This window comes from Desulfuromonas sp. KJ2020, from assembly GCF_024197615.1.
Classification (GTDB): domain Bacteria; phylum Desulfobacterota; class Desulfuromonadia; order Desulfuromonadales; family SZUA-540; genus SZUA-540.
Genome location: NZ_JAKUKE010000001.1, coordinates 551,934 through 569,371, shown reverse-complemented (window position 1 = coordinate 569,371; position 17,438 = coordinate 551,934). Strand labels below are relative to the sequence as shown.

The following is a 17,438-nucleotide window of genomic DNA, read 5'->3' as shown; positions in this document are numbered from 1 at the left end:
TTCAGCCCGAAACGGGCAGATGAAAATAGCCGACAGCCTCGCGGAAAGAGTCTTCCCCCACCTCGGACCGCACTCTTGCCAGCAGGGTGCGGACGATGAAGTTTCGCACCCGCAGGCGCTCAGCCGGGGAGATGTGCTGAAAAACAGCCCCTGTCTCCCAGCCGTTGGCGCGGCTCTGGGCATAGATGACTGTTCCCTGTAAGCGCAGGACTTCCCCCTCAAGCTCCATTTCGGCTTCCACCTCTTCCTCCGGGACCAGCTCCCTCCCACAGAGAAAACGCAGGCCACGGTCGGAAAGGCTGGACAGACTGGTCTCTTCGCGTTGCCCCCGCAGATTGAGCAGGAGGGCAAGTTCAAGGTTCAGGCGGATATGGGCGCGGGGAAAAGGATAAAAAGGCGCTTCGACGGCCCGCCACAGCTCTTCAATGCGCAGCGGGAAGGACAGATGGGTCGAAAGACCGGCTGGTCCATGGAGGGTCAGCTGGCGGGATGAGGGGGCCGTGAGCTGCATCCTCGCCTTCGTGGAGGACTCGGTCAGGTCAAAGTGCCATTGTTGCAGCAGGCTGCGCAGCACGTCCTGAAGGGATGCCTGCGGCAGATCGAGAAAGACGGTTTTGGTGGCCGAAGACGGACAAAGGGCATCAGTCAGCATCATGCTATCGTTTCGAAAAGGGACGGTGATCCGGCGCAGTGAGCCTGAATGGCTCCCTTCTGACCTTTCAATCCACTTTACCGGACTTCGCCGATTTTTCCACAGCCCCAAAATCCTTCAGCTGACGATCGAGCAGATGGCGGGGCTGGACGTTGGCGAGTGCGCCAATCATGCTCTGGCGGATATGGGGAATTTCGATGGAAAGATCGCTGATCAGTTTTTTCATGCGCTGGCGCTTCTGGTCCTGACGGGCATGGGCCGGGCAGGAGCAGCACACGAGCGGAAAAGCGTTTTGACGGGCGAATTCGATGATATCCGCTTCGGGGACGTAGACGAGGGGGCGGATGACCGTGTGGCGGCCATTGTCAGCCAGCAGCTTGGGGCTCATGGCCCCCAGGGTGCCGATGTAGAACTGGTTTAACAGCAGGGTCTCGATGACATCGTCAAGATGGTGCCCCAGGGCCAGCTTGTTGCAGCCGAGTTCGTCCGCCACGCTGTACAGCACGCCGCGGCGCAACCGGGCGCAGAAGGCACAGAAAGACGAGCCAGGCCGCCTTTTTTCCGTGATAATGCGGTAACAGTCCGTATGCTCCACGCGGTCGGCAAAGCCGTGTTCGCGCAGGTGTTCGGCGATGAGGTCCGTCCGGAAGCCGGGGTAGCCGGAATCGACGGTGACGGGCACGAGCTCATAGCGGATGGGGGCGCGGCGGCGCAGGCGGTCGAGAATGTGCAGCAGCGTGTAGGAGTCCTTGCCTCCCGAGACGCCGACGAGGATGCGGTCGCCGTCCTCGATGAGATTGAAGTCGCCAATGGCCTGACCCGTGAGCTTTTTGATACGCTGAAAAAGTTTATCTTCCAAAACGGGCAAGAGGATCTCCGTACTCAAGAAAAATCGACATCATCGCGGGATACGCCCCAGGATTAAAACAGAGGGGGATAGAGGGATCAAGGGAAAAAGCGTCCGTTACCAGACGTGATCCCGTTTGAGCAGCCCGACGAAAATATCGGCGGTAACGGGGCGGCTGAACAGGAATCCCTGGATCTCGTTGCAGCCGAGTTTGCGCAGAAAGGACAGCTGCTCCTTGTTCTCGACGCCCTCGGCGACGACATTGAGGTCCAGGCTGTGGGCCATGGTGATAATCGACTTGATGATGGCGGCGTTTTTGTGGTCGGCAGAGAGGTCGGTGATAAAGGAGCGGTCGATTTTGAGGGTGTCGATGGGAAAGTTCTTCAGATAGCTCAGGGATGAGTAGCCGGTGCCGAAGTCGTCGATGGCGATCTGCATCCCCATGTCCTTGAGCATGTGCAGGGCGGCGGTAGTCTCCTCCTCCTTCTGCATGATGGTGCTTTCGGTGATTTCCAACTCCAGACGGTGGCTGTCAAGGCAGCTTTCGCGCAAGGCGCGGGTCACCGTTTCGGCAATCTGCAGGATGGTCGTGTTCCGGCCCGACAGGTTGACGGCGATGCGTATGCGGCCATAGCCGGCCTCCGCCCACGCCTTGCTCTGCTGGCAGGCGGCCCGCAGTACCCATTCGTTGATGGCGATGATCAGGCCCGAGTCCTCGGCGACAGGGATAAATTCATCGGGATAAATGAGCCCCCTTTCGGGATGATTCCAGCGGATCAGAGCCTCGCCCCCCACTACCTCGCCGGTCTCACAGTTGAGCTGAGGCTGGAAATAGAGTTGAAATTCGTTCCTTTCCAGCGCTTTGCGGATGTCCCGTTCGAGACCCAGACGCTCAAGGGCCGAGGCGTTCATCGATTCCTGATAAAACTGGAAGTTGTCCCGACCCTGATCCTTGGCGTAATACATGGCGGTATCGGCGTTTTTGAGCAGGGTGTCAACCGTGTTGCCGTCGGCGGGGAAGAGGCTGATGCCGATACTGGTGGTGACGCACAATTCGAAGCCCTCAAGGTGGAGGGGCTGGGAGACGGCGGCAATGAGTCGCCGGGCGATTTTCGCCGCATCGCGGGCACTGCCCAGGTCGCCGAGGAGGATGGAAAATTCATCGCCGCCCAGCCGCGACACGCAGGAATCGAGGCTGGCGGCGCCGATAAACGAGGCGGTATCCGTCCGGCGCAGGCAATGGTTGAGCCGTTTGGCCACTTCCTGCAGGAGGAGATCGCCGATGGCGTGGCCGAAGGTGTCGTTAATGCGCTTGAAACGGTCGAGGTCGAGGTAAAGCAGCGCCGCGTGTCTGTCCTGGCGGGCGGCATAGGATAGCGCCTGCTCACAGCGGTCTTTGAAGAGGAGACGGTTGGCCAAGCCGGTCAGGCTGTCGTAAAAGGCCAGCATGCGGATCTGCTCTTCCGCCTGTTTGAAGGCGGAGACATCCTGAATGATGCCGATCAGTGGCGGGTTGCCTTTTTCCCCCTCGTGGGAAAACTCGCCCTGGCTGAAAATGATGCGTTCGTGCCCCTGGGGCAGGAGCGCCTTGTAGTGAAGGCTGAAGGGGGTGCGCGCCGTCAGAGATGATCGGAAGACTTCCTTGACCCGTATCTGGTCGTCTGGGTGGATATGGCTGAAAAAGTCGCCGTAGTTGACTTCCATGGACGAAAGTCCCAAACCCAGCAGGCAACTGGCTTCGGCCGACAACCGGACGAGATTTTCCTCGGAGGAGAGTTCCCAGTAGCCGAGACGGGCGATGCGCTGGGCGGTGGCCAGTCGCGTTTTGTTCTCGGCGAGGTCAGAAAAGGCCTTGTTGGCTCGCAGGACATAGCGGGTGCGATTGGCCAGCACGATTTCGTTGATGGGTTTGGTGATAAAATCGGTGGCGCCGATTTCGAAGGCCGTCTGAATGGACTCGGGGTCATCCAGTCCTGTCACCATGATAATGGGGATGCCGGCGCCGTGGGGAATCTGCCGCAGCGCGCTGCAGACGGCAAAACCATCCATATCCGGCATGACCACGTCGAGCAGGACGAGATCGGGTTTGAGCAGAGCGAAGAGGTCAAGAGCTTCCTCTCCTCCTTCGGCCAGGGCCACGTCAAAGTCGGCTTCTGTCAGTACCTGTCGACAGAATTCCCGCATGACCGCCGCATCATCGACCACAAGAATCAGAGGCTTTCGTAATGGCTGGGTGGTGGTCATGAAACTCCGTCGGTTTCGCATTGGCCGTTTGATGGCATGAAGAAGTGCCTTTCCTGCCGGCGCACAGTACAATAATTAAGGCAAAAACCTCGTGCGGTCAAGGTTTTTGCGGGAACGGCCGCGTGCAATGACAGAGATTTGGGTGGGAAATCAGAAGCGCTTTAAGGAGGATTGCGGCTCCCGGGGGTGGATAGTTGGCCCCGGGAGCCGCAAGGGCGAGAGTCAGACGACCTGTTCCATGGCCCAGATGCCGCAAGGGCAGATGCCGGCGCAGATGCCGCAGCCAATGCAGTAGTGGTCGTCCGATAGGTATTCGAAGGAACCATCCTCCTTCTCCAGCCGTTTTATGGCCCCTTCAGGGCAGGCCTCGAGGCACATGGAGCAGTCGCGGCAGGTGCCGCAGGAGAGACAGCGGCCGGTTTCGCCCTTGGCGTCGGTGAGGCAGAAACGGCCGCGGTTCTGGGGCCGGAAGAGCTCCTTGGAGAGACAGCTCTGCGGGATGACCTCCGGCTTCTTGACAGGAGTCAGCTCCTTGCCCGCCAGATAATCGTGGATCATCCGGGCGACATCAGCGCCTTGCCCGATGGCGTGAGTCAACAGGCCTGGCTTGATCGTGTCGCCGAGGGCGAACACGCCGGGAGCTTTGACCGCCTGTCCGCAGGCGTCTACATCCATCATGCCCCGGTCGGTGAGCCATTCGCGGGGGAGATAGGAGAGGTCGGGTCGCTCACCGATGGCGATGATGACCGTATCGGCCTCGATCAGTTCGCCGTGCTTGGTCCACAATCCCTTGGCGTCTACCTTCTCGGTAAAGACGGGCCAGCGGATTTCGCCGCCAAGGGCTTTGACGCCATCGATTTCGTGTTTGTAGGCAGCGGGGCGCTGGATGTCGATGGCCGTGACTTTTTTGGCGCCCATGGCATAGGCGCCGAGGCAGACGTCCATACCGGCGTTGCCGGCCCCGATGACCACGACCTTCTCACCGACGGCGGGACGGTGGCCGGCGTTGATTTCCTTGAGGAAGTCGAGGCCCTTGACCAGGCGGTCGTGCCCCGGGAAGGGGATGACGACCGCATTGTGCGCGCCGCTGGCGATGACCACGGCGTCACTGCTGTGGCGGATCTCCTCAAACTTTTTCGTATCGACCCGCGTATGGGTGTGGATGGTTACTCCCAGGTCTTTCACCCGCTCGATTTCGGCCTTCAGGGAGTTTTCCGGCAATCGTGACGAGGGGATAGCCTGGCGCAGCTTGCCGCCAACCTCCTGGTCGGCTTCGTAGATGGTGACCTGATGGCCGGCCAGGCGCAGCTGCCAGGCGGCGGAAAGCCCTCCCGGGCCACCGCCGATGACGGCCACGGACTTGCCGCTGTCGACTTGCGGGCGGGGGGATTCGGCTTCCAGGGACAGGCGACCCAGTTCCTTCATGGCGACCGGGTGATCGAGAAACTGGCGGGTGCAGGCATCCATGCACAGGTTGGGACAGACCTCGCCGCAAACGCTGGCCGGAAAGGGTGAATAGTGCAGGACCAGTTCCAGGGCTTCCTTGACCTTGCCCTGGCGCAGCAGTTTGATGCGTTCCTGGGTGGGGATGGCCGAAGGGCAGGAAGTCTGGCAGGGGGCGCCATACTTTTTGTCCTGCCAATGGGGAATTTTGAGGCGGTCGTCGCCGCTGTTGACCAGGCCGGCGACATGCAGGTAGTCGTCTTGAACCACATCGCCGAAGATGCCGCCTTCCACCCATTTCTGCTGGCGGAACTCCCGCATGGTGATGCGGTGGTGTACCTGCCGCTCTTCATAGGTTTTGGCGACAATCTTGCGCCAGGAGGAAAAGTCCGACAGAGTTTCAAGCCGATGGAGGCGGTCGACTTTTTCGAGAAAGACCGGCAGGCCGGCTGTTAAAAAGGCGCGATCCGCCTCGTCGAGGTCGAGCAGCCAGACATCATCGGAAAGGCCGCGGACGGGGCCGCGTACATAGATGGTGCCACCGACCATACCCATGCAGGCCCGATCACCCAGGACCGAGTCCATATCTTCACAGTCGATTCCGCAAACAATGCCGAGGCCACCTCCCATGAATTCGAAAGAGAAACTGCCGGTATTTTTCAAAATCCAAAATTCAGGGGGTTCATAGGCCGGGTCGTGCTTCATGAGCGAGCCGGAACGCGTACCGACGCGGCCGGCCACATAGATCTTGCCGCTGGCGGCGCAGTGGGCCGTGGTGTCGCCGCCATCCCCCTTGATGACCAGAGTGGCGCCGGCATTAAGCCAGCCGGCATCGGCGGGGGCTGAGCCTTCCACGATGATCTCGGTGCCGTCGAGGCCGAAGGAACCGACGCGCTGACCGGGGTTTTTCACCTTGAACCGCAGGGGCGTGCCGTCCGCAGTCCACAGGGGACCGCCGATATTGTGATGCCCGGAGGAGAGGATTTCAAATTCCGTCTCGCCCTTTTCCAGGGAGGCATAGATCTGCTGCAGCAGTTTCTGGGTGGAAATGCGCTGTTTTTTTTCGTCGAAACCGATGATTTGAGCCGCCATTATTAACTCCCGTAAAAAGTGAGGCGTGGCCTCACGATCCTAGCAAACGTACTGGATCTGCAAGCGCTCTGCCACAGCCCGGTCGGTGGAAATAAGGGCGTCGGCGCGGCCGACGGGCAGGGACGAGTTGCCGATGGGCGCCATGAGCTTTTTCAGCTCCTGATCCATGGCCAGGAAGTAGTTGACGATGTTCTGGGCCGCTCTCTCCACATCGAGGCGATGGGCCAGAGCTGGCTCCTGCGTGGTGATGCCGACGGGACACAGGCCCGTATTGCAGGCATTGCAGCGACCCATTTCGTTGCCGACGCAGCCGGCCATCTGCAGAATCAGCTTGCCGGTGAAGACGCCGTTGGCCCCCAGGCAGATCATCTTGAAGGCATCGGCGGCGAGGTCGCCGGTCTTGCCCAGTCCTCCCGCCGCCCACAGGGGGATCTGGCCCTGTCGGCCCTGAGCCACCGCCGCCAGATAGCAGTCCCGCAGCTTGCTGACGATGGGGTGGCCGGTATGGTCGAGGGAGACCTCATGGGCGGCGCCGGTGCCGCCGTCGATGCCGTCGAGGAAGAAGCCGCCGACGATGTTGTAGGGGTCACGCACCAGGTTGTTGAAGACCGAGACCGAAGTCGCCGAGGCGGCGACCTTGATGGCGACGGGTACGCGGAACTTGAAAGCGGCATTGAAGGACAGGAACATCTTCTGCACGCTCTCCTCGATGGAGTAGAGCCCCTGATGGTTGGGAGGGGAGAGCAGATCCGCCTTGGGAACGCCGCGAATGGCCTGAATGTGTTCAGCCACCTTCTGGGCCATGAGCAGACCGCCGTCACCAGGCTTGGCGCCCTGGCCGATCTTGATGAGAATGCCGGCCGGGTCCTCGGTCATGTACGGCATCGTCTTGGCGATACGGTTCCAGCCGAAATGGCCGGAGGCGATCTGCAGGATCATGTACTTGAGGTAGCGGCTCTTGAGCAGGCGCTCCGGCACGCCGCCTTCGCCCGAGGACATGCGGACGGGCAGGCCGCACTCCTCGTTGAGATAGGCGACGGCCATGGCGACAGCTTCCCACATGCGCCAGGAGAGCGCGCCGATGGACATGTCGCCGATGATGACGGGGTAGATCCAGCGTACCGGCGGTGTCTGCCCGGAGGCCGCCAGCTGTCCGGTCTCGTTGACGGCGAAGGGGAGCTTGTTCGCCGGCATGATGCGGCCGAAAGGGGCCAGCAGGTCGAAGGTGTGGCGCTGGGCGTCGAGGCTGGGGTCGGTCATCTGGGAGATGCGGCCGACGCGCAGGCGGTCGAGGGTACGGACGGTCCCCTCCAGATTCTTGCGGCCGCCGCGTTTGATGGAATCGCCCCCGAGGCAACGGGTGACGATCGGGTGGCGGTTGTCCACGTTGCGCAGCGGACCGATGGCGTCGTTCGGGCAGACCTTTTCACAGATGCCGCAGCCGCGGCAGTAGTTCTTGATCGAGTGGGCCTGGCGGATGACGGGCACAGCACTGAAGCGGGCCTTCGGTTCGGGCAGATCCCCTTCCGAAAAGACCAGCCGGCGGCGTTCGACCTTGGGGACAATGGCCCGGAAGGAGCAGGCCGCCACGCAGGAACCGCACAAGGTGCAGCGACTGGCGTCGTAGCGGATTTTCCAGGGCAGGTCATTGGGTGTGATGTCTTGGATTTTCATTGTCTCCATCGGTGAACCTCCAGGTTCTCATCAATAGCCACGATTTCACGCTCGTGGGGATAAATGTCCGTTTCCCAGTCCCGTTCGGGCAGAATCTCGTTGATGCCGCAAACCTCGGACGAAAAGACCACCATGTCCTCGGAGCGGCCGACCACAATGGGACGCAGCTTCTTCGCATCGCAGCAGGTGAAAAGGGTGTTATCCGGCAGTACCCCGATGATGGTGTTGGGCCCGTTGATCTCCAGGTGGGCGAGGGACTGACGGATAGAAAGGAGGGAATCCTTGTCGTCGCGGTGTTCGATCTCCTCAAAGGGGAGTGGGGTGATGACATGCTTGAAGTAAGAAAGAGGCCAGCCGAGCTCCCGGTGGGCGTAGTGGAGTGTGTAGAGAAAGCACTGGGAGTCCGACTCAAAGCCGATATAGCCTCGGTGGAGTTTCTGCTGAAACTCGACGTTTTTCAGGTAGAAGGTGTTCTCGCCGTTGGCCAGCGCCGTATATCCCTGCAGAAAGAAGGGGTGGGCGGCATAGCGCACGATGTCGTAGTTGGTATTCTGTCGGCATTGGGCGGTGATGACCTTGGCCATGAAGCGTTTATCCACTTCCCACAGGTTGAAATAGGTGCCGATATCGCGTGGATCACCGATTTCTTTCAGGGTGAGAACGTCGGGCCAGAAGGAATAGACGAAACCTGTCTCGTCCTTCTCCAGGGCACGACGAATTTTCAGGCGCATGTCCAGCAGGAGTTCCTCCTTTTCCCGCTGTCCCGCTTTTTTGTAATGCTTGGGATAGTCGAAGGTCTCAAAGACGTAGTTGGGCATGGTGATAATGTCGAGCCCGGGCTGATCGTTGGTTTCGGGTACCCACTGCAGAACACGCTGGAAACCGGCGGCATGCAGGATGTCTTCGGCGATTTTCAGGCCCTCGTCGGTGCAGGCGAGGGAGAGCGTGGGGAGATGTTTATACCCTTCAAAAATGCCACCAAGATCATGCATGACCATGGCGAATCCCGAATTGTCGTGGCCTTTCTGTTGGGACTGCATGAGCAGCAAGGCCTGGCTCGGGTGGACATAATTCCGGCTTTTAATGGCGCCGATACGACACATGGCGATACCTCCAGGCATGGGTTAAGGGCGGTAGAGAGTCTTGTAATGCAATACAACTCAATAGCAAGTATCGTGCCCAAAACATGTACCGGGAGGCCCGTTTTTAAAGGCATAGCAAAGGCCATAAAAACAGCTAGTTATGGCTGTGCTTGAGCTTGGGCTGGAAGACGGGGCTAGCCTGGGCCTACACAAAGAGTTTTTTCAGTGCTGTCCTTGTACTCAGTTGGGGCTAGTTGTTAGGCAGGGGGCAGAGCGGCGGTGGGGGCGAAAAAAAACCCTGTTCAGGCTCGGGGCCTGAACAGGGTTCTGATTGCACGGGTGGACTCGGGACGGGTTTAGATCATTTCGATCCAGCCGTGGGAATCGGGGATGCGGCCATACTGAATGCCCGTCAGGGTATCGTAAAGTTTCTGGGTGAGTTCCCCAATGCGGCCATTGCTCAGGCTCACGGTCCGGTTACGGTAGGTGAACTGGCCGACGGGAGAGACAACAGCGGCGGTGCCCGTACCAAAGGCTTCCTGCAGGCGACCGTTCTCGGCGCCCTCAAGGATTTCATCGACCGACAGGGCGCGTTCTTCGATCTCCAGGCCCATTTCCCGGATCAGGGTGAGAATGGAGCGACGGGTAATGCCGTCGAGGATGGTGCCCTTGAGAGGAGAGGTGACGACCTTGCCGTCATAGAGGAAGCAGATATTCATGCTGCCGACCTCCTCCACGTACTTGCGGTGGACGGCATCGAGCCAGAGTACCTGGTCGTAACCTTGAGCGCCGGCTTCCGTCGAAGCGTAGAGACTGGCTGCGTAGTTGCCGCCAGTTTTGGCTTCGCCGGTACCACCGGGGGCAACGCGGATGTACTCATCGGAGATCCAGATTTTGACAGGATTCAGTCCCCCTTTGTAGTAGGCGCCGACAGGGGACAGGATGATGTAGCAAAAATATTGGTCCGCCGGCTTGACGCCAAGCACCGGTTCGGTAGCGATCATGGTAGGGCGAATGTAGAGGCTGGTCCCTTCGCTGTGGGGAACCCAATCGGCTTCCAGGCGGATCAGTTCCTTCAGGGCTTTAAAGAAGAAAGCCTCGTCCACCTCGGGCATGCACATGCGACGGGCGCTACGGTTGAAGCGCTGGATGTTGTCCATGGGTCTGAAGAGGGCGATGCTGCCGTCCGGACGGCGGAAAGCCTTGAGCCCTTCGAAGATTTCCTGGGCATAGTGCAAAACCAGAGCGGCCGGGTCCAGCGAAAAGGGGGCGTAAGGAGCGATGCGCGCCGAATGCCAGCCCTTGGGCCGATCGAATTCCATGATGAACATGCGGTCAGTGAACTGCTTGCCAAAGACCAGTTTGCTCTCGTCGGTAACGCGGGGCTTCTGCCCGGTGAGGGGAAGTATTTGCAGCTCCATAGATGAAAACCTCCGAAGGGTGTTGGGGGTGAATCAGGAAAGAGCAATTTTTAACATAGGAAAGCGCGGGCAGGCAAGGATTTTGGCGCTGCTAATGAGGATAGACGCTCAGGCTGCGCTTTGACGAAAGCGGGTGCAGAAATTCAGTCCTGATCCGATTCTGATTTTGGGGCCGGCCGTAGACGGGCCTGCCCGTAGAGAAGCTGGGAACGGTGGCTGTGTTCTTCCTCCTCATGAAAGCGGCGGACGATTTTCTCATATTCGGCTCTTTCGGCCAGGTCGGTGAGACGATATTCCATGGTGTGCAGCTTCCATAGGTCTTCCATGAGGCCCTCCTGTAATGCCGGGAATGGGGTGGCACTTTGGAGGTAATCTATCACTCGCCCGATAATAGTCAAGGTAAAAATTACTATTTAAGGGAAACGGGAGCCACGCTTTTCATGTCATAGAGTCCCGAGGGAATTTCGGGGATAAATAGGACGGAATGCCGGCAAGGGGGCGCGGGGGAATGGCAGGCCTGTTATGAAGACAGGCCCGCCGGGAGAAGTCAGCTGACCAGTTCAAAAACCTCTTTGGCATCGTTGAAATTGTAGATTTCACCGGTCTCGATGATGTAGTGCCAGCCGTAGATGTTCAAAGCGCCTTTGCGATATTTCTCTTCAATATAGGGATAGGTCAGCAGATTTCGCATCTGCACCAGGATATTGATCTGCTCCGTGAGCCACTCCCGTTCCTCGGGAGAGTCGTCGGTCATCAGGCGGTCGACACGCCCCTTGACTTCCTTCGAAACTTCCAGCCACTTGCGCACATGGGGCAGATGGTCAAGTTTCTCCGGCGGCAGGTTCAGGGCCGCGCAGCCACCGCAGTTGGAATGGCCGCAGATGACAATGGTGTCGACTTCCAGAGCCTGCACAGCATATTCGATGGCCGAAGTGGTGGCCACATATTCTTCGGTCTGACGGTAGGGGGGCACGATATTGGCGACGTTGCGAACGATGAAGAGTTCGCCGGGGTGGGTCTGGGTAATGAGGTTGGGAACAACCCGCGAGTCGGAACAGCCGATGAACAGGGTGTGCGGTTTCTGGGTCCGGCCGAGCTCCTTGAAGAGTTCCCGGTGACTTTCGAAGTCTTCTTCCCTGAACTTCATGTGCCCTTTGAACAAACGGTCCATAGTTATCCTGTTGGCAAAAAGTGAAAGTGACAGGCTGGGGAAACTTTGTTGTTAAACAGAATCATCGGTGGCGGGGAAGTCAAGCCAGAAAGTGCACCCCCCGCCCGGAGTGTCCTCCACGCGGATCTGGCCTTCGTAGAGGTTCATGATTTTTTTGGCCGTCGTCAGCCCCACCCCCGTGCCGGGTCTGTTGCGGGTATTTCGGGAGCGGTAAAAGAGATCGAAGATATGTGCCTTGTCTTGATCATCAAGCCCCGGGCCGTGATCGCGCACGAAAATGTGATAGGTGCCGTCTTCACAGAGGGAGCCAATCTCTATGGATCCGCCCGGTTTGGCGCCGTAGCGCAGGGCGTTGCCGATGAGGTTGGAAAAAAGGGAAGACAGCAGGGTTTCGGGAAAACGGAGCGCGGGGAGGGTGTCGAGCTTTATGTGCACCTTCATCTCCTGCCGCAGAACCTGGTAATCCTCAAGAATATCTTCCACGACCCGGTTGAGGTCGACGGGGACACGCGGAAGCTCCACTCTGCCCAGCCGGGCCAGGGTCAGAATATCCTCCATCAGGGCCAACATCTTGCGGCCTTGCCCCTCAATCTCAGCCAGAATATCCAGGGCACGCTCGTCGAGGTTGTCGGCGTATTCCTCACGAAGAAAATCGGCATAGCCGAGAATGGGCGTCAGGGGCGTTTTCAGATCGTGGGAGACGGTGTAGACAAAGGCATCGAGTTCGCGATTGGCGTGGCGAAGTTTCTCTTCGGCTGCTTTGCGTTCGGTAATATCGCGAAAAACCGCCATCTTCTGGGTGGTGCCGGCAGAGGTGATCAGTGGGGTGTGGATGATTTCAAAGGTCTGGCCTTTACTGCCGTAATGTCGCTCTTCCTTGACCGTTTTTCCCGCCAGCACTTTCTGCATAGGGCAGCCTGTGCAGGGGCTCTGGTGCCCATGCAGGGCCGTATAGCAGGGGCGACCTTCAATAGGGCCAAATGCCTCGAGCATGGCTCGGTTCATAAACTGAACCTGATAGTCTGCCGAGGCAATGTAGGCGAAGTCCGTCATGGCGTCGAGGGCGGTGACCAGGCGCGTGCGTTCGTTTTCGAGCTCAAGGGTGCGCTGACGTACGGCGGCTTCCAGATGAACCGTCTGTTCGCGCAGTTGCTGTTCAAGCTCCACCTGTTTGCTGAGATCGATAAAGGACTCGATGCCGCCAACGATGCGGCCTTCTTTGTCTCGCAGGTAGTCGATGTTTTTGTACATGATCAAGGGGACGCCGCTGCGAGTTTTGATGGTGCAGCGTGCCCCGATAATCGGCTTGGGCAGTGTGCCGCTGAAGAGGCCGCAGGTCAGGTCACATTCGATGCCTTCCAGGGCAGTGCAGGGCTTGCCGACAATCTCGTGGGCGGCATAGCCGGTCAGACGTTCCGCTTCGGCGTTCCAATAGACGATATTTCGATTCAGGTCGACCAGAAAAAGGCCGCTGGGTATGGTTTGCAGGACGTGCTCAAGGCCAAGAGTGCTGAGGAGGTTGGACATAGGAATTTCCTCTATCATGGTCTAGCTGGTCGGGCGGCCGTTACGCGCCTGCCGCCAGGGAGATCAATGGCTGTGCCTGGCCCTGCTGAAGAAGAGAGAAATAGTCAAGAACTCTTATATCATAGTTCTTTTTTCTCATGAAGGAGAAAATCACCGATGGTTTACGTGCCTTTGGCGGCTCGGGCCAGAATGGCGACTTCAACGGTTTGGGCGCCATTTTCCAGCAGAACTGCGGCGCAGGCCGCTACGGTCGCCCCGGAAGTCATGACATCGTCGACCAGCAGAACCGATTCCCCGTCGAGAGGGGAGCTCAGCGCAAAGGCCCGGTTGAGATTGTGGCGGCGGCCATCCAGGGACAATCCCTGTTGGGGAGGTGTGGGCCGAAGACGCCGCAACAGCTTTCGGGCTACAGGGGTGCTGCTTTGCTTTCCCAAAATACGGGCAAGCAGCAGAGCCTGATTGAAGGTTCGCTGACGAAGTCGGCTGGGGTGTAAGGGAACAGGGAGAATAAGGTCGGGCAAAAGACCCTGGCGCCGAACGGCTGCTGCAAGGAGGTGGCCCAGGGGGGCGGCGAGGGTAAAGTCTTGCTGATATTTGAAGCGGTGAATGGCCTGGCGCAGCGGACCTTCATAAATCCCCAAAGCACAAACGGTTCTGTAGGGCGGTGGGTGCTGCAGACAATCGCCACACAGATGGTCGCTGCCGCCGTAATCGGGGTAGGGTAGAGCGCATCGCGGGCAGGCGGCTGGTTTGTTCTCGGCCAGGGCGTTCTGGCAGGCAGGACAGAGGGCTGGCTGGGTTGAGCTGGTGAGGGGAGTATCGCAGAAAGCGCAGCAGACCGGCAGGAAGCAGTCCACCAGCCCGCCGATTTCTCCCCTCACGCCCTCCCAGAGAGGTCTAAGGCGCCTGAAGGCAAAAGAGCGGGACAGGCTCATGGTGTCCAGGGGGGTTTCAGGCCGGGACCAGCAGGCTCTGTCCCGTCATTTCCTCAGGCTTTTCCAGCTTCATGAGTGAAAGGATGGTGGGTGCCAGGTCAGCCAGAATGCCTTCTTGCAGTGCGGCCCCGGGCAGATCAGGATCGATCAGCAACAGGGGGACGGGGTTGGCGGTGTGGGCCGTGTGGGGCTGCCCGTTGCCGTCGGTCATCTGCTCGCAATTGCCGTGATCGGCCGTGACCAGTAGGGTGCCGCCGGCGGCAAGAACGGTCTCCACTACCCGACCGAGGCAGGCATCGACTGTTTCCATGGCCGTGGTGGCGGCTTCGAGGTTGCCGGTATGACCGACCATGTCAGGGTTGGCAAAATTGAGCACAATGAAGTCGTATTTACCAGACATGACGCGATCGACGACCTCATCGGTAACCGCCGGGGCGCTCATGGCGGGCTTCAGGTCGTAGGTGGCCACATCTTTGGGCGAGGGAATGAGAACGCGATCTTCCCCTGGAAAAGGTGTTTCGCTGCCCCCGTTGAAGAAAAAGGTGACATGCGCGTATTTTTCCGTTTCCGCGATGCGCAATTGGGTCAGACCGGCCTTGGAGATCACTTCGCCCAGCAGGTTGGGATAGGTTTCGGGCGGAAAGGCGACGGGCAGGCCAAAGGTCTCGTCGTACTCGGTCATGCAGACAAAGGCGCCGAGTTCAGGCGTTTTGGCACGGATGAAGCCGGAAAATTCCGGGTCCGTAAAAACGCGGGTAATTTCACGGGCTCGGTCGGCGCGGAAGTTGAAGAAGATGATGCCGTCGCCATTGTCTATGGTGCCGGCGGTCAGGTCGGCTGGCGCGATGACGTGGGGCTCGACGAATTCATCCGTCTGCCCGGCCGCATAGGCCTCTTCGATGGCTTTGGCGCTCGACTCGGAGCGCTTCCCCTCGCCGAGGGCAAGGGCACGGTAGGCTTTCTCGACCCGGTCCCAGCGGTTATCGCGGTCCATGGCCCAGAAGCGGCCGCTGACAGTGGCTATCCGGCCAATCCCGATGGCTGCAAGCTCCTCTTCCAGAGCCCGCAGGTATCCGGCTCCGCTTTTGGGGGGGGTGTCGCGACCGTCCAGAAAGGCATGGATGCAGACCTGGGAAAGGCCGAGGGACTTGGCCAGGCGCACCAGGGCATAGAGGTGGGTGTTGTGCGAGTGGACGCCGCCGTCGGAAAGCAGACCCATGAGATGCAGTTTGCTCCCGCCAAGTTTGACCTTTTCCATTACCTGCCGAAGCACAGGGTTCTGGAAAAAATCCCCTTCGCGGATGCTTTTGCTGATACGGGTGAGATCCTGGTAGACAATGCGTCCGGCACCGATATTGAGATGGCCGACTTCCGAGTTGCCCATCTGGCCCTCGGGCAGGCCGACGGCCAGCCCGGAGGCATTGAGCCGGGTGGAAGGATAGCGGCTGAACAGGTCGTCAAGGACAGGTTTTTTGGCCTGGCAGACGGCATTGTTGACGCAGGCGTCGTTGATGCCCCAGCCGTCGAGAATAACCAGGGCGATCGGTCTTTTTAGTCCTCTTCCTGCCATGCCTCTCTCTCCCCGTGATGGATTTCCCGCACTTCCAGGGGGCGGGCCCCAGTGATCAAGGAGCGGTTAGGCAAGGCAAAACTGCCCCAGGTACCGCAATGGGCGCAACGGCTCTTCCAACTCGTTTCTTCATCACCGCACTCTTCGCACACGTAGCCAAAGCTGAGGTGGGCGTTGATCCCGAGGGCCTTCTGATACTCACGAATAGCATCGTCAAAACGGTTGCGGCGGCGGTGAGCTTCGGCCAGCAGGCTATGCAGCTGGGGAAATTCAATCCCGGAGCTTTCCACGGCATAGAGGTTTTCCAGCGCCTCATCGACCATTTCGAGACGCAGGCAGAGGCGGCCGAAAAAGAGCCGGAGCAAAAGGTCCTGCGGTTTCTCCACAATGGCAGAGCGATAGAAAGACAACAGAGTGGAAGGATCTTCTTCGCCCATATAGAGCTCTTCCAGGCGCGACAGGAAAATGCTTTTGGATAGTGCTTTGTAGCCTTCCTGCCAGGTGCGGGCTGCCTCTTCGGCCCTGTTTTCAGCCTGGTAAATGTCCCCCAGGGAAACCCGAGCCGGCGTGAAGCCGGAGTCCTGCTTGATGATATCTTTGAGCGTGTCCTTGGCCTCGTCGCCCTTGCCGGCGGCAACAGCCTGTGCGGCCACCTCATAGCGGATAAAGAGAAGCTTGGCTTTTTCATCCGCCAGCCGATTTTTGCTGACCCCCACCTTCATCAGCCGTTTCTGCAGTTCCAGGGCCTCTGGCCAGCGCTGACTGTTGATGTGGATGTCGCGTAGGGCTCTCAGCGCCTTGCGGTTGTCGCTCTCCAGGGTGATGATCTCCTGGTAGGCCAGGGCGGCATCGTCGAGAAGGCCCATTTCTTCGTAGGTCGTCGCCATTTTGAAGAAAATCTCGAGGTTTCTCGGATCAATATTTTTGGCTTTCAGGAGCAGGTTGATGGCCTCGCGAGGTTCGCTTTCCTGTATATAGACACTGGCCAGGGCGATATAGGTTTCCACGCGGGATGGATCCCGGTCGAGGGTTTTCTGGAGCAGTGTATGGGCCTTTTTAATGTCGCCGGAGAGAAGACGTCCCACCCCTTCTCGATAGAGGGAGGTGACCTCCTTGTTCTTTTTCTCAGCGCGATCCTTGCGCCAGTTGCGGAAAAAGCCTGCAAAGGTGCTGTAAATATAGGCGCCATAACCCAGGACAAGACCGAGCAGGACGGCTCCTACCACGACAATGGCCACCGGATAGGTCAGCGGCTGGTCGGGCAGGAAAAAGAGGGTGATGTCCTGAGGATTGAGGCCCAGGAAATAGATGAAAAAGACAAGGAACAGGATGATAAGCAACAGAAAGGCCATGAGAGTCATGTTCTTCTCCTGGGCTGGGTCCCGAAGGGTCTCCAAGGGTTGGACGAACTATTCTCCGAATTTTTCAATATCCGATTTGCAGTCAATACAATAACGCGAAAAAGGGCGCACGAGCAGGCGGCGGGAGTCGATTTCCTCTTCGCAGCGGGCGCAGATGCCATATTCGCCTTCGGCCAGTCGATCCAGGGCGGCGTCGATGTCACGGAGCTTCTGGCGTTGGGCTTCATTGAGATTCATCAGGACGTCCCGGTGATAGCTGTTGGCGGCCACATCTCCGATGTCGGGAACCCCATCGGTGCCCAGTTCCTGGGAAGCCGCATTGGCTTCGCTGACTTCGCGCATGACGCTGCGGCGAAGGTCAAGCAACAGCTTTTCAATGCGGTCCTGTTCCTGTTGATCCATGGTCCGGCTCTCCTGTG

At 59.0% G+C, this 17,438-nt stretch carries 14 protein-coding genes; all 14 read right to left on the bottom strand.

Features of this window, described 5'->3' with window-relative positions; all coding sequences use genetic code 11:
• Position 1 precedes the first annotated feature (1 nt).
• Complete coding sequence (locus MJO47_RS02610) at positions 2-655, bottom strand: PilZ domain-containing protein (protein WP_253959558.1); 654 nt, start codon at positions 653-655, stop codon at positions 2-4.
• Positions 656-719: 64 nt separating this feature from the next.
• On the bottom strand, positions 720-1,520 hold the full coding sequence (ttcA, locus tag MJO47_RS02605; RefSeq protein ID WP_253959557.1) for a tRNA 2-thiocytidine(32) synthetase TtcA: 801 nt from the start codon (positions 1,518-1,520) through the stop codon (positions 720-722).
• A gap of 96 nt (positions 1,521-1,616) precedes the next feature.
• Entirely contained in the window at positions 1,617-3,743 is a 2,127-nt protein-coding gene (locus MJO47_RS02600) for a bifunctional diguanylate cyclase/phosphodiesterase (RefSeq protein WP_253959556.1), read from the bottom strand.
• A 222-nt stretch (positions 3,744-3,965) separates the two neighbouring features.
• On the bottom strand, positions 3,966-6,278 hold the full coding sequence (locus MJO47_RS02595; RefSeq protein WP_253959555.1) for an FAD-dependent oxidoreductase: 2,313 nt from the start codon (positions 6,276-6,278) through the stop codon (positions 3,966-3,968).
• Positions 6,279-6,317: 39 nt separating this feature from the next.
• Entirely contained in the window at positions 6,318-7,961 is a 1,644-nt protein-coding gene (locus MJO47_RS02590; RefSeq protein ID WP_371926615.1) for a glutamate synthase-related protein, read from the bottom strand.
• Entirely contained in the window at positions 7,949-9,055 is a 1,107-nt protein-coding gene (locus MJO47_RS02585) for a glutamine amidotransferase family protein (RefSeq protein ID WP_253959553.1), read from the bottom strand. The genes MJO47_RS02590 and MJO47_RS02585 overlap by 13 nt, the downstream gene beginning before the upstream one ends.
• Positions 9,056-9,390: 335 nt before the next feature.
• Positions 9,391-10,455, bottom strand: coding sequence for a branched-chain amino acid aminotransferase (locus tag MJO47_RS02580; RefSeq protein WP_253959552.1), 1,065 nt, complete (start codon positions 10,453-10,455; stop codon positions 9,391-9,393).
• Positions 10,456-10,598: 143 nt separating this feature from the next.
• The gene (locus tag MJO47_RS02575) at positions 10,599-10,781 is read right to left on the bottom strand and encodes a hypothetical protein (RefSeq protein WP_253959551.1); all 183 of its coding nucleotides are present in this window, start codon (positions 10,779-10,781) and stop codon (positions 10,599-10,601) included.
• A 221-nt stretch (positions 10,782-11,002) separates the two neighbouring features.
• Complete coding sequence (locus MJO47_RS02570; protein ID WP_253959550.1) at positions 11,003-11,626, bottom strand: carbonic anhydrase; 624 nt, start codon at positions 11,624-11,626, stop codon at positions 11,003-11,005.
• Between the two features lie 51 nt (positions 11,627-11,677).
• Positions 11,678-13,153 carry a PAS domain-containing sensor histidine kinase gene (locus MJO47_RS02565; RefSeq protein WP_253959549.1) on the bottom strand — a complete coding sequence of 492 codons (1,476 nt, stop codon included), beginning with the start codon at positions 13,151-13,153 and terminating at the stop codon, positions 11,678-11,680.
• Between the two features lie 161 nt (positions 13,154-13,314).
• On the bottom strand, positions 13,315-14,034 hold the full coding sequence (locus MJO47_RS02560) for a phosphoribosyltransferase family protein (RefSeq protein WP_253959548.1): 720 nt from the start codon (positions 14,032-14,034) through the stop codon (positions 13,315-13,317).
• 70 nt (positions 14,035-14,104) lie between these two features.
• Positions 14,105-15,658, bottom strand: a complete 1,554-nt coding sequence (gene gpmI / locus MJO47_RS02555) for a 2,3-bisphosphoglycerate-independent phosphoglycerate mutase (protein ID WP_253959547.1) — start codon at positions 15,656-15,658, stop codon at positions 14,105-14,107.
• Positions 15,640-17,019, bottom strand: a complete 1,380-nt coding sequence (locus tag MJO47_RS02550) for a tetratricopeptide repeat protein (protein ID WP_253959546.1) — start codon at positions 17,017-17,019, stop codon at positions 15,640-15,642. Before MJO47_RS02550 ends, gpmI begins: the two co-directional genes overlap by 19 nt.
• A 48-nt stretch (positions 17,020-17,067) precedes the next feature.
• Entirely contained in the window at positions 17,068-17,421 is a 354-nt protein-coding gene (locus MJO47_RS02545; RefSeq protein ID WP_253959545.1) for a TraR/DksA family transcriptional regulator, read from the bottom strand.
• Positions 17,422-17,438 lie beyond the last annotated feature (17 nt).

What these genes read in the sequence shown, in the direction of transcription:
- MJO47_RS02580 (WP_253959552.1), bottom strand. Translation starts at nt 10,455, where the DNA reads ATGGAGCTGCAAATACTTCCCCTCACCGGGCAGAAGCCCCGCGTTACC.
- MJO47_RS02565 (WP_253959549.1), bottom strand. Translation starts at nt 13,153, where the DNA reads ATGTCCAACCTCCTCAGCACTCTTGGCCTTGAGCACGTCCTGCAAACC.
- MJO47_RS02545 (WP_253959545.1), bottom strand. Translation starts at nt 17,421, where the DNA reads ATGGATCAACAGGAACAGGACCGCATTGAAAAGCTGTTGCTTGACCTT.
- MJO47_RS02570 (WP_253959550.1), bottom strand. Translation starts at nt 11,626, where the DNA reads ATGGACCGTTTGTTCAAAGGGCACATGAAGTTCAGGGAAGAAGACTTC.
- gpmI (WP_253959547.1), bottom strand. Translation starts at nt 15,658, where the DNA reads ATGGCAGGAAGAGGACTAAAAAGACCGATCGCCCTGGTTATTCTCGAC.
- MJO47_RS02590 (WP_371926615.1), bottom strand. Translation starts at nt 7,961, where the DNA reads ATGGAGACAATGAAAATCCAAGACATCACACCCAATGACCTGCCCTGG.
- MJO47_RS02585 (WP_253959553.1), bottom strand. Translation starts at nt 9,055, where the DNA reads ATGTGTCGTATCGGCGCCATTAAAAGCCGGAATTATGTCCACCCGAGC.
- MJO47_RS02610 (WP_253959558.1), bottom strand. Translation starts at nt 655, where the DNA reads ATGATGCTGACTGATGCCCTTTGTCCGTCTTCGGCCACCAAAACCGTC.
- MJO47_RS02600 (WP_253959556.1), bottom strand. Translation starts at nt 3,743, where the DNA reads ATGACCACCACCCAGCCATTACGAAAGCCTCTGATTCTTGTGGTCGAT.
- MJO47_RS02575 (WP_253959551.1), bottom strand. Translation starts at nt 10,781, where the DNA reads ATGGAAGACCTATGGAAGCTGCACACCATGGAATATCGTCTCACCGAC.
- MJO47_RS02550 (WP_253959546.1), bottom strand. Translation starts at nt 17,019, where the DNA reads ATGACTCTCATGGCCTTTCTGTTGCTTATCATCCTGTTCCTTGTCTTT.
- MJO47_RS02595 (WP_253959555.1), bottom strand. Translation starts at nt 6,278, where the DNA reads ATGGCGGCTCAAATCATCGGTTTCGACGAAAAAAAACAGCGCATTTCC.